The following is a 13,130-nucleotide window of genomic DNA, read 5'->3' as shown; positions in this document are numbered from 1 at the left end:
GTGTAGTAAAATAGGCCTAAAAATTTTAAAAATCCGTATATTGGCACGTTTTGAAACTAAAATAATTATTTAATATAACAACTTATGTCTGAAGGAGAAAAGTTAATTCCTATTAACATAGAAGATGAAATGAAATCAGCGTACATCGATTATTCGATGTCTGTAATTGTATCACGAGCACTTCCTGATGTTAGAGATGGCTTAAAACCGGTGCATCGTAGAGTTTTATACGGGATGTACGATTTAGGAGTTTTTTCAAATAAAGCCCATAAAAAATCTGCTAGAATTGTTGGAGAAGTATTAGGTAAGTATCACCCACACGGAGATACTTCTGTTTATGATGCCATGGTTCGTATGGCACAAGAATGGAGTTTACGTTATTTGTTAGTGGATGGCCAAGGTAACTTTGGTTCTGTCGATGGCGATAGTCCTGCAGCAATGCGTTATACTGAAGCTAGAATGCGTAAAATTTCGGAAGAAATAATGGCAGATATAGAAAAAGAAACAGTTGATTTTCAATTGAACTTTGATGATACTTTATATGAGCCAAAGGTAATGCCAACGCGTGTCCCTACCTTATTGATAAATGGAGCAACAGGTATTGCTGTTGGAATGGCGACCAATATGCCACCACACAACCTCACGGAAGTGATTGATGGAACGTTAGCGTTTTTAGATAATAATGACATCGAAATTGATGAGTTAATGAACTTTATCAAAGCACCTGATTTTCCTACTGGAGGTGTAATATATGGTTATGATGGTGTTCGTGAAGCTTTTAAAACGGGTAGAGGACGTATTGTAATGCGTGCGAAAGTTGGTTTTGAAGAAGTAGACGGAAGAGAATGCATCATTGCAACCGAAATTCCGTATCAAGTGAATAAAGCAGACATGATTAAGCGTACTGCAGACTTGGTAAATGAGAAAAAAATAGAGGGTATTGCCAACATCCGTGACGAATCGGATAGAAATGGAATGCGTATTGTTTACATCTTAAAACGTGACGCAACGCCAAATGTTGTTTTAAATACTTTATATAAATACACACAATTACAATCTTCTTTTAGTGTCAACAACATTGCGCTGGTTAAAGGGCGTCCACAGATGTTGAATCTAAAAGACATGATTCACTATTTTATCGAGCACCGTCATGATGTTGTAGTTCGTAGAACACAATTTGAATTACGTAAAGCCGAGGAAAGAGCGCATATTTTAGAAGGTTTAATTATTGCTTCAGACAATATAGACGAAGTAATTGCGTTAATTCGTAGTTCTAAAAACACAGAAGAAGCACGTGAGAAATTAATCGAAAGATTTAAACTTTCTGACATTCAAGCTAGAGCAATTGTAGAAATGCGTTTGCGTCAATTAACAGGTCTAGAACAAGACAAGTTAAGAACAGAATACGAAGAGTTAATGAAGTTGATCGAGCATTTGAAAGCTTTGCTAGCAGATGTAAATTTAAGAACGGCTTTAATTAAGGAAGAATTAATTGAAATTCGTGATAAATACGGAGATGAACGCCGCTCGACTATAGAGTACGCCGGAGGCGATGTTAGTATTGAAGATTTAATTGCTGATGAAAATGTAGTGATTACGATTTCACACGCGGGATACATCAAACGTACCAACTTAAGCGAATACAAAACCCAAAACAGAGGAGGAGTTGGTCAAAAAAGTGCTGGTACTCGTGATCAAGACTTCTTAGAACATATGTTTGTGGCTACCAACCACCAATACATGATGTTCTTTACTCAAAAAGGAAAATGTTTCTGGATGCGTGTTTATGAAATTCCAGAAGGAAGTAAAACTGCAAAAGGAAGAGCCATTCAAAACTTAATCAACATTGAAAGTGATGATAAAGTGAAAGCATTTATTTGTACACAAGATCTTAAAGATCAAGAATACATCAATTCTCATAACGTAATTATGGTGACCAAAAAAGGTCAAGTAAAAAAGACGTCATTAGAACAGTATTCTCGTCCAAGAGTCAATGGAGTTGCTGCAATTACAATTAAAGAAGACGATGAATTATTAGGAGCAAAATTAACCAACGGAGAAAGTCAAATTTTAATTGCCGTTAAATCTGGTAAATTGGTTCGTTTTGAAGAAAGTAAAACACGTCCGATGGGAAGAACAGCCTCTGGAGTTCGCGGAATTACGTTGCAGGACGATAAAGATGAAGTGATTGGTATGGTTTCTGTTAATAAAGACGATATCAATAACACACAACTTTTAGTAGTTACAGAAAAAGGGTACGGAAAACGTAGCAAGATTGTAGATGAAGATGGCGTAGATGTGTACAGAATTACTAACCGCGGTGGTAAAGGAGTTAAAACACTTAACATCACTGATAAAACTGGCGCCTTAATTTCAATTAATGCGGTTACTGATGTTGATGACCTAATGATTATCAATAAATCAGGATTAACCATTCGTATGGCAGTAGATGACTTACGAGTTATGGGGCGTGCAACTCAAGGAGTTCGTTTAATTAACATTAAAGGAAACGATTCGATTGCAGCTGTAGCAAAAGTAATGAAAGATGATGAAGAAGAACTTATTGCCGAACTAACTGAAGGTCAAGAAATAAATGAAGCATCAGAATCAGAAGAATTAGGAGATGAATCTAATGAAACTCCTGAAGCGGAGTCATCTGAAGAATAAAATTTTTAAATAAACGTTGAACATAAATTAAAAAGTATGAAAAATAAAGTTGCAATAATGGCGTCAGCCTTACTAATTTCAGTAGCTAGTTTTGCTCAAAAAGATCAAATTAAAAGCGCTGAAAAATCATTGAAAAATGGAGATGCTCAAGGAGCTATTTCTATTTTAAATGATGCTGAAAACATGATAGTAAACGCTAAAGACACAGAGCAGGCACAGTATTATTTTGTAAAAGGAAATGCATACTTGGATGTAGCTAATAAAGGTGTAGAAGAAGGGAAGTATCTTTCGTTATCTGCAGATGCGTATAAAAAACTATTAGAAGTTGAAAAAACATCTGGTAAGTTGAAGTATAGTAATCAAGCAGCGGCTTCAATTACCGAAATTAAAGGTAAATTGATCAATAGTGCAATTGCTGATACACAGTCAAACAAAAGCAAAGAGGGAGCAAAAAAATTAAATGATGCTTATTTATTAGATAAAAAAGATACTATCAATTTGTATTATGCTGCATCTACTTTTATTAATGCAGGCGATTATGATACTGCTTTGACGATGTATGAGGAGTTAAAAAGGTTGAATTATTCGGGTAAAGGAACTTCTTACTTAGCAGTAAATAAAGTATCTGGAACTGAGGATGGTTTTACTACTGCAAACCAACGCGATATGGCAATTAAATTGGGTACGCACGAAAAACCTACCACTGAAAAAGTACCTTCAAAAAGAGGAGAAATTTATAAAAATATTGCTCTTATTTTAGTTCAAAAAGGAAAGATTGAAGAAGCTAAAAAAGAAATTGTTGATGCTAGAAAAGCAAACCCAGAAGACAGCTCTTTAATTTTAACAGAAGCAAATCTATACTTAGAAACTAAGGACTTCGAAACATACAAAAAATTAGTTGGTGAGGCTTTAGTAGCTGATCCTAACAATGCTGATTTGGTTTATAACTTAGGAGTAATTAGTTATAATGCGAAAAATTTTCCGGATGCTGAAAAATACTATTTGAAAGCAATGGAAATTGATCCAAATTATGCCAATGCATATGTAAATTTGGCAGCACTTAAATTGGAAGACGAAAAACCAATTATTGATGAAATGAATAAATTGGGAACTTCATCTAAAGATATGGCTCGTTACGATGTGCTAAAGAAGAAAAGAGAAGCAATCTTTAAAAGTACCATTCCTTTCCTTAAAAAAGCAGTTGATTTAGATCCTAAAAATGCTGGAGCATCTGAAACTTTATTAAGCGTTTATAGAGCTTTAGAAATGAAAGCAGAAGCTACTGCTTTGAAAGCAAAACTAGAATAAGAATTATTTTAAAAAATATTAAAAAGGTTAAGTTATGTTCGCATTTCTTAACCTTTTTTATTTATTTTTAAATTCGATATGACATCTAATTTCACAAACCTAAAACTATTATGGCTGAGTTACCTAAAGGAGATAAAAAATTACTAAACGCATGGGCTTTTTATGATTGGGCAAATTCGGTTTACACTTTGACAATTGCTTCAGCAGTTTTTCCAATTTTTTACGAGGCTTTATTTTCAGATCGATCGCACTACATATCCGTCTTTGGGTTGAGCTTAAAAAACTCCGCTTTAATAAGTTTTGTAACCGCATTCGCCTTTTTGATGGTCGCTTTTATTTCGCCTCTACTGTCTGGAATTGCAGATTATGTCGGTAATAAGAAGTCTTTTTTAAAATTTTTCTGCTACTTAGGAGCTTTTTCCTGTATCGGTTTATTTTGGTTTAGTCTAGACAATATTTACATCGGCCTACTATTTTATTTTTTAGGTTTAATTGGCTACTGGGGAAGTTTAGTTTTTTACAACTCGTATTTACCCGATATTGCGTTTCCAGAGCAACAAGATCGCATTAGTGCCAAAGGATATTCTCTAGGCTATATAGGAAGTGTTTTATTACTAATTGTCAATTTAGCGATGATTATGATGCCCGACACTTTTGGAATTACAGGTACTAAAGGAGAAGCAGCAATGAAAGCAATGCGTTACTCTTTTATTATGGTCGGAATTTGGTGGATTTTATTTAGTCAATACACATATTATTATCTGCCTAACGGAAATAGAAAAAGTGATGAAAAATTATCCAAAGCATTTATCTTTAATGGATTTAAAGAGCTTAAAAAAGTTTGGGCTCTACTAAAAGAAAATATTGCTTTAAAACGATACTTGGGCGGTTTTTTTGTATCCAGTATGGCGGTACAAACCGTAATGCTTGTTGCTACTTATTTTGGCGCACAAGAAATTGAATGGTCATCTAAAGAAGAAGGAACCACCGGTTTAATAATTTGTATTTTGTTGATTCAATTTGTAGCAGTTCTAGGTGCGCTACTGACTTCTAGAGCTTCAGAGAAGTTTGGAAATATTCCAACTTTAATTGTTATCAACTGCATTTGGCTGGTGTTTTGTGGTTTCGCTTTTTTTATTAGTTTGCCAATTCATTTTTACATCATGGCCTCCGTCGCTGGTTTTGTAATGGGCGGAATTCAGTCTTTATCACGTTCCACGTATTCAAAGCTATTACCCGAAACAAAAGATACAACTTCGTTTTTTAGCTTTTATGATGTCGCAGAAAAAATAGGAATCGTGATTGGAATGTCAGTCTACGGTATCATCGATCAAATTACAGGAAGTCCACGATTAGCTATTGTTTTCTTAGGAGTGTTTTTTCTGATAGCGATTATTTTATTGAGACGAGTGCCAAAAAAAGGCGTTTTAAATTAATAAAACACCTTCACGAATAAATAGTTTGCTTATTAAATTTTTGAAATACTTCCAGATCCAGAGACACTCGTATCTCTTTTTTCGGGATTACCTTTGTATTTTATTGAACCAGAACCTGTGACTCTTGCAGTTAAATTTTCAGAACAAAAAAGCGTTAAATCTCCTGAGCCAGCAACAGTGACTTGTGCAATTTTTGCCTTTAAATTAGTGGTAGTTAGGTCTCCAGATCCAGATAATTTGCTCATTAAAGATTCAGTTGTTCCTGTAATAGCTATATCGCCGGAACCTGCCAAGATAATGGCTGTACTTTGTGCATCTACAGCTAGTTTTAAATCACCGGAACCCGTTAATTTCGCTGTAAAAGACTCTGCTTTAATTGTGTGTTGTGATACCACATCTCCCGAACCTACCAATTCTACTGCTGAAATAACCTCAAAAGGTACTGTGATGCGAATTGTTTTTCCGTTACTTGTACTAATATTGCTATTCTTATCGGTAAAAATTTTCAACACATTTCCCTCAACTTCAATTTTAACATGTGGCAATAAATTATCTTCCCCTTCTAAAAGTATAACTCCTTCTTTTCCAGAAACTAAATCGACATCAAAAAATCCTGCTACTTTTACTTGATCATAGGTTGCAGTCTTTCGCGTTTCAGTAATCAAATTTCCATTTCCCTTAATTTTATTTTTTGAAGACCATTGTGCCTGAGCATTCATTGCTAAAAATAACGTGCAAACTGCAATTAATAGTGTTAACTTTTTCATGTTGATTTATTTAAATTATTGTTTTTTGATTAATGATACATTTCCGTAACTGGATGCAATGCTAAGTTTATTGATCCCCTTTTTTTTATAAAAACCTTGATAAGACTTAGAATTATTAGTTTCATCTTTCGAATTAAATTTTAATTCAGATCCATACTTAAAGTTGCTGTACTTTGTATTTACAGCAAAATCAAATGGATAATTAGATTGAAAACCTAAAGAAATATCAGTGTAAGCAGCATTAATAGTAACATTTGATGCAATGGCATTTATGATTCCAACTTTGATTTCACTATACTTTGCAGTAATTTTAAATTGATCTCTTAACTCGTCAACTCTTAAAGTAAGGTAATTGCTAATTGCATCCAGATTTCGTACCGAATTGATTTTGATTGTACCGTATTTACTTGTGTATCTTAAATTATCTACATTTTGAATGTTCACATCGGTATAATCAGAAAGTAGTTCTAACTTATCACTTGTCGTAATTTGAAAGTCCGAATATTTAGCAATTATCGCCCCTGATTTTATATAGTCAATTTTAGAATCGTTACAGTATTCAATTTGAATTGTATTTTTAGTTCCATTCAATTTTCCTAAATTAATTTTTCCATATTTACAGAAAATGTCTGTGCTCGATTCAGCATTTGAGATCGTAATGTTGCCATATTTATTATTGAGCTTAATCGATCCGTTTTTTGGAATTTTGATCACATAATTGATCTCAAAACTATTAGTACGACTACTATTATTGTTTAAATTTCCGAATTCGGTTTGAGCAGAAACCATCGACTTTAAAGCGTTAATCGTAACATCAATAGTATTAATGCGTTCGTTTACCCAACTTTCTTTGTTTCCGCTTACTTTAATAATTATATCCAAATCAATCTTATCTTCATTCCAAGTGGTTACCGAAATATTACCGTATTTATTATCAATTGTGATTCCTGCATCGGAATTAACTAAATAGGTTTTTTTTATAATTTTTTGCTTGGTAATCGCCCAATTACCAGTGTTGGCTATGGCAAAAAAGGGAAGAAGTATGGTTATAAAAACTAGGTTAAATTGTCTTCTCATGGAGTTCTTCATTAAGTTTTTCATTTTCATCAATTCGTTTCAAAACTTCCTGTAAAAAAGAAATTCGAATTTGAAAATTGCTAATTAGTGCATAAATTATTTGTTTGCTCTCACCATTTTTTTGTAATTCAACAACTATTTTCTCATAATCTGCATCCAAAACTTTCATCTGCTTCAGTGCATCTGCAACAATTTTCTGATTTTCATTTGATTTTTTTTCTTTCAATACAATCAATTGATTTTCTATTAAAACTGTAAAAATAGAATCGGTTCGTTTGGTTTCATTAGAAGCAAATTGCAAGTCATTTTGTTTTTCGACAGGTTGGTAAAACAATGAAAAGCCAATTAAAATCGCGATAGACGCGGCAATGGCAAAAGAAAACGTATAGCTTTTCTTCTTGGACTTAGAACTCAATCGATTCATAAAATCTAAATCATGTTCCTTATTCAGTTCCTTAAAATCCCACTGCGATTCAAATTTCTCAAAAACCTGTTCTAAATTTATTTTTTCCTTTTTCATATATCTAAAATTTATTTTTAGAATTCATTTTTAATTTCGGTATTATAATGGATTATTTTCTTCTTTAAAAACAAGGTTTAGTTATTCTATCTAATTCCTCTAATTTTTTCCGCAAAGTATTTTTAGCTCTATTTAAGGTCGTTCGACAGTTTGCATTGGTAATTTTAAGAATCTCGCTAATTTCTTCATGATCATAACCTTCTATATAAAACAAAGTCAAAACCATTCTATAATTGTCCTTTAAATTTAAAATACTATCAAAAACATTACTTATTTTCAAGCTGTCTAGATCTAAGTTGTCAATGAAGAATGATGCGTCATCTTCAACCTTTTGAACTGTGGTGCCTAAATCTGCTAATTGAAAACGATTGTTTTTCTTGTAAAAATCGATACTATAATTAATTACAATTTTCTTTAACCAAGCTCCAAAAGTTACCTCCTCTTTAAATGTATCAATTTTGGTAAATGCCTTTAAAAAAGCTTCTTGCATTACATCCTGTGCAAAATGTTCATCTTTTACAATGCGATATGCAACATTATACATTGCTTTAGAATATCGATTATACACTTCAAATTGTGCCTTTTGATTTTTCTGTTTACAAAGAATGATTAAATCTTCAATATTTTGACTGTTTATGCTCAAACGATGATTGGTTTATTATATAGACCGTTATTTTTTTTTAATGTTACAGTATTACTGAAAATATTTTTTTAATTATCAATTTAAAATTCAGTAGTTCTTTTTTAACTGCAAAGTATAAAATTTAAATACTCATTTGGTACTATTTTCATTCCTAACTATAAAATTAAATCGACTCTTTTGGCATAATGATTGTCTCTTTTAAAGGCTGTATAAAAAAATTAGCTTAAGTTCGTGTTTTCAGTAAAGCACGATTAAATCTTATCTTTTATCACTTGCTTTTATAACTTTTAATGACAAAACGACCTTTATTATACTATGTCAAATCATAAAATACTTACCATTGACAATCTGTCACTTCAGGAATTTGATTCTGAAGCCGAATTAATACCGTTATTAACTCCAGAAGACGAGGAGGAAATGAACAACGAAGAATTACCGGTTACTTTGCCTATTTTGCCTTTGCGCAATACGGTTCTTTTTCCTGGTGTTGTAATTCCGATTTCTGCTGGAAGAGACAAATCAATTCAATTAATTAATGATGCTAATGCCGGTGATAAAATTATCGGTGTGGTTTCACAAATTGATGAAGATGTCGAGGATCCAACCAAAAATGATATCCATAAAGTTGGAACTGTAGCTCGTATTTTACGCGTTCTAAAAATGCCTGACGGAAACATCACAGTGATTCTGCAAGGAAAAAAACGTTTTGAAATTTCGGAAGTTCTTACGGAAGAACCGTACATCACTGCAAATGTGAAAAATGTGGTTGAAACACGTCCGGAAGAAACAGATACTGAATTTACTGCTGTTTTAGAATCAGTTAAAGAGCTGGCCATTCAAATTATAAAAGAAAGTCCGAGTATTCCTTCTGAGGCAACTTTTGCTATAAAAAATATTGAAAGCAAATCGTTTTTAATCAATTTCATTTCTTCTAACATGAATCTGTCTGTAAAAGACAAGCAAGGTTTATTGTCTATAAATGACTTGAAAGAAAGAGCTTTTGAAACTTTGCGTTACATGAATATTGAGTTGCAGAAACTGGAACTTAAAAATGATATTCAATCTAAAGTCCGTTTTGATTTAGACCAACAGCAAAGAGAGTACTTCTTACATCAGCAAATGAAAACCATTCAAGAAGAATTGGGTGGCGTTTCGCAAGAAGAGGAAATTGATGAAATGGGAATCAAGGCTAAATCTAAAAAATGGGACGAAAAAACGGAAAAACACTTCGAAAAAGAATTGTCTAAAATTCGTCGTATGAACCCACAATCTCCGGATTATGGAATTCAACGCAATTATTTAGAATTATTTTTAGAACTGCCGTGGGGAGAATATTCTAAAGATAAATTTGACTTGAAATACGCCCAAAAGGTTTTAGATAAAGATCATTTTGGATTAGAAGAAGTTAAAAAAAGAATGATTGAGCATTTAGCAGTTTTAAAATTGCGAAATGACATGAAATCGCCAATTATTTGTTTAACAGGACCTCCTGGAGTTGGTAAAACGTCAATAGGACGTTCAGTTGCCGAAGCATTAGGTCGTGAATATGTTCGTATTTCACTGGGTGGTTTGCGTGATGAAGCCGAAATTCGTGGACATAGAAAAACCTATATCGGAGCGATGCCAGGAAGAATTATTCAGAGCTTGAAAAAAGCAGGAACATCGAATCCTGTTTTTGTTTTAGATGAAATTGATAAGTTGTCAAGCAGTCATAATGGTGATCCATCATCTGCTTTACTGGAGGTCTTGGATCCAGAACAAAACAATGCTTTTTATGATAATTTCCTTGAAATGGGATACGATTTATCTAAGGTGATGTTTATTGCTACTTCTAACAATATGGCCAATATTCAGCCTGCATTGAAAGATAGAATGGAAGTGATTAAAATGTCGGGCTACACGATTGAAGAAAAGATTGAGATCGCTAAAAGACATTTATTTCCTAAAGTTTTAGCGGCTCATGGTTTGACAAATAAAGATTTGACAATTGGTAAAAAACAATTGGAGAAAATTGTCGAAGGATATACACGTGAATCTGGAGTTCGTAATTTAGAAAATAAGTTGGCTCAAGTTATTCGTAATGCTGCAAAGTCGGTAGCGATGGAGGAGGAATACAATAAAAAAGTTACAGACGAAGATATTATCAAAGTCCTTGGCGTACCAAGATTAGAGCGTGATAAATACGAAAGCAATGACGTTGCGGGAGTAGTTACCGGTTTGGCTTGGACAAGCGTAGGTGGTGATATTTTGTTTATTGAATCTTTAATTTCTGAAGGAAAAGGAACACTGAGCGTGACCGGAAACCTTGGAAATGTAATGAAAGAGTCGGCTACTATTGCACTAGAATATATTAAAGCTAATGCGAAATCGTTAGGTTTGAATATTGAATTATTTCAAAAATACAACATTCATATTCACGTTCCAGAAGGAGCAACGCCAAAAGATGGACCAAGCGCAGGTATTGCAATGTTAACATGCTTAGTATCGCTGCTAACGCAAACTAAAGTTAAGAAACACATTGCCATGACAGGAGAAATTACCCTACGCGGGAAAGTTTTACCAGTTGGCGGAATTAAGGAGAAAATCTTAGCTGCGAAACGTGCTAACATCAAAGAGTTAATTTTATGTCATGAAAATAAAAGTGATATTGATGAAATTAAACCCGAATATTTAGAAGGCCTTACATTTCATTATGTGAAGGAAATGAGTGAAGTGCTGACTTTGGCATTGACCAACCAAAAAGTAAAAAATGCAAAAGAATTAAAGTAAAATTAATTGCTTTTCTGTAATCCAAATTCCGAGCTCAAGATTCATTTAGTTCGGAATTTGGTTTTTTATTTGTGTTTTGGTTGTAGTCATTTTTCATTTAATAATTTTATCTTCGCAACTGCATTTTAATGCTTTTAAAGTCATAAAAAATATGGTTAAAAAAACGGTATTGTTTCTTACACTGCTTTTTTGTTCGATTTCTTACGGACAAATAGGAGGGAAATATACCTATCAGTTTTTAAACCTAATGACTTCTCCGCGACAAGCGGCAATGGGCGGTAAAGTCATTACGCTTTATGATGATGATGTCAATGAGGTTCTCTTTAATCCCGCTACTTTAAACGCAGAAATGGATAATAATTTTGCGATTAATTATAGTAATTATTACGGAGAAGTAACGTACGGAACTGCGTCTTATGCGTACACATACGACCGTCATTTACAAACTTTTCAGGCTGGTGTGACTTACGTTAATTATGGTAATTTTGAAGGCTATGATGAAACTGGCCAAGCCACAGCAAATTTTACAGGAAGTGAAGCCGCGCTTTCGGTAGGTTACGCTTACAACCTACCTTACACAGACTTATACCTCGGTGCAAGTGCAAAAATAATTACATCTACATTAGAAAGTTATAACTCAATTGGTGGTGCGGTAGATTTAGGACTAATTTATATTGATACAAAAAACGATATCAATTGGGGAGTAGTCATACGTAATTTAGGAACTCAATTTAAAACCTATTCTGGAATTCACGAAAAATTACCACTAGAAATTGTTGCTGGAGTTTCACAAGAATTAGAACACGTTCCTATTCGTTGGCATTTAACCTTCGAGAACTTACAACAATGGAACATTGCTTTTTCGAATCCCAATCGATCCGTAAATAATTTGGACGGAACTTCAACCGATGAAAAAGTCGGCTTTTTAAGCAATGTCATTCGTCATACCATTATAGGTGTAGAATTGTTTCCTAAGAAAGCCATAAATTTAAGGGTTGGCTATAACTTTAGGAGGTCAGAAGAGTTAAAAATAGTCGATCAACGTAATTTTTCTGGCGTTTCTTTGGGTTTTGGACTAAAATTAAACAAACTAAAATTCAATTATTCTTATTCTCGCTATACATTAGCAGCTAACACAAGTTTGTTTGGTTTAACTATGAATTTTCAATAAATAAATAAAAAATAAATCATTTCATTTTGAAAAAAATAACCATTGCAATAGACGGTTTTTCGTCTACCGGTAAAAGTACTTTAGCCAAACAACTCGCTAAAGAATTGTCTTATGTATATGTTGATACAGGCGCGATGTACCGCGCTGTAGCTTTATTTGCTATGCAAAAGGAGTTTATAAACGCTACTCATTTTGATAAAGAATTACTAATTGATAGTTTGCCAGAAATTAAATTAGAATTTCAGTTTAATTCTGATTTAGGCTATGCCGAAATGTATTTAAACGGAATCAATGTTGAAACAGCAATTCGTACTATTGAAGTTTCAAGTTATGTAAGTAAAGTCGCTGAAGTTTCTGAAGTTAGAGCAAAATTAGTGGAGCAACAGCAGGAAATGGGAAAAAGCAAAGCGATAGTAATGGACGGACGTGATATAGGTACAGTCGTTTTTCCGGATGCCGAAGTGAAAATATTCATGACCGCAAGTGCTGATACTCGTGCACAGCGTCGTTACGATGAATTAATGCAAAAAGGAGATGAAGTCTCTTATGAAGAAGTGTTACAAAATGTAGTAGAACGGGATCATATTGATACACACCGCGAAGATTCGCCATTGATTATTGCAGATGATGCTATTGAAATTGACAATTCGTATCTTACTAGAGAAGAACAATTTCAAACTGTCTTAGAAATAATAAAAGATACTGTTAAAACAGATTAAAATTTTTATAACTATTTTATAAAAGAGTAGTTTTACAACCTTATTTTTCAAAA

General features: G+C 33.3%; 10 protein-coding genes. 6 read left to right on the top strand and 4 right to left on the bottom strand.

Translation table 11 applies throughout. The features are described from left to right. Positions 1–84 precede the first annotated feature (84 nt). The 3 genes from gyrA to ACRASX_RS13295 all read left to right on the top strand — a co-directional run bounded on the left by gyrA (position 85) and on the right by ACRASX_RS13295 (position 5,411). Positions 85–2,667: a DNA gyrase subunit A gene (gene gyrA, locus ACRASX_RS13305; protein WP_432221571.1), complete on the top strand. Its 2,583-nt coding sequence runs from the start codon at positions 85–87 to the stop codon at positions 2,665–2,667. 36 nt (positions 2,668–2,703) lie between these two features. Continuing rightward, on the top strand, positions 2,704–3,975 hold the full coding sequence (locus tag ACRASX_RS13300) for a tetratricopeptide repeat protein (RefSeq protein WP_432221570.1): 1,272 nt from the start codon (positions 2,704–2,706) through the stop codon (positions 3,973–3,975). Positions 3,976–4,085: 110 nt separating this feature from the next. Beyond that, on the top strand, positions 4,086–5,411 hold the full coding sequence (locus ACRASX_RS13295) for an MFS transporter (RefSeq protein WP_432221569.1): 1,326 nt from the start codon (positions 4,086–4,088) through the stop codon (positions 5,409–5,411). 32 nt (positions 5,412–5,443) lie between these two features. Here ACRASX_RS13295 and ACRASX_RS13290 read toward each other — a convergent pair whose 3' ends face one another. The 4 genes from ACRASX_RS13290 to ACRASX_RS13275 all read right to left on the bottom strand — a co-directional run bounded on the left by ACRASX_RS13290 (position 5,444) and on the right by ACRASX_RS13275 (position 8,418). Then, a complete protein-coding gene (locus ACRASX_RS13290) occupies positions 5,444–6,178 on the bottom strand; it encodes a head GIN domain-containing protein (RefSeq protein WP_432221568.1) in 735 nt (244 codons plus the stop codon). Positions 6,179–6,193: 15 nt separating this feature from the next. Continuing rightward, positions 6,194–7,255 (bottom strand): hypothetical protein, encoded by a 1,062-nt coding sequence (locus ACRASX_RS13285; RefSeq protein WP_432221567.1) that lies wholly within the window; start codon positions 7,253–7,255, stop codon positions 6,194–6,196. Beyond that, the gene (locus ACRASX_RS13280) at positions 7,239–7,775 is read right to left on the bottom strand and encodes an anti-sigma factor (protein WP_432221566.1); all 537 of its coding nucleotides are present in this window, start codon (positions 7,773–7,775) and stop codon (positions 7,239–7,241) included. The genes ACRASX_RS13285 and ACRASX_RS13280 overlap by 17 nt, the downstream gene beginning before the upstream one ends. Positions 7,776–7,839: 64 nt before the next feature. Further along, on the bottom strand, positions 7,840–8,418 hold the full coding sequence (locus ACRASX_RS13275; protein ID WP_432221565.1) for an RNA polymerase sigma factor: 579 nt from the start codon (positions 8,416–8,418) through the stop codon (positions 7,840–7,842). 315 nt (positions 8,419–8,733) lie between these two features. Here ACRASX_RS13275 and lon point away from each other — a divergent pair, with 315 nt between their 5' ends. From lon to cmk, 3 genes are all read left to right on the top strand, one after another. Beyond that, positions 8,734–11,187, top strand: coding sequence for an endopeptidase La (gene lon, locus ACRASX_RS13270; protein WP_432221564.1), 2,454 nt, complete (start codon positions 8,734–8,736; stop codon positions 11,185–11,187). 151 nt (positions 11,188–11,338) lie between these two features. Then, a complete protein-coding gene (gene porQ, locus ACRASX_RS13265) occupies positions 11,339–12,358 on the top strand; it encodes a type IX secretion system protein PorQ (RefSeq protein WP_432221563.1) in 1,020 nt (339 codons plus the stop codon). A 26-nt stretch (positions 12,359–12,384) separates the two neighbouring features. After that, positions 12,385–13,077 carry a (d)CMP kinase gene (cmk, locus tag ACRASX_RS13260; protein WP_066309183.1) on the top strand — a complete coding sequence of 231 codons (693 nt, stop codon included), beginning with the start codon at positions 12,385–12,387 and terminating at the stop codon, positions 13,075–13,077. Positions 13,078–13,130 lie beyond the last annotated feature (53 nt).

Source organism: Flavobacterium sp. TMP13 (assembly GCF_050847115.1).
GTDB lineage: Bacteria > Bacteroidota > Bacteroidia > Flavobacteriales > Flavobacteriaceae > Flavobacterium.
This window is presented reverse-complemented; position numbering and strand designations above follow the sequence as displayed.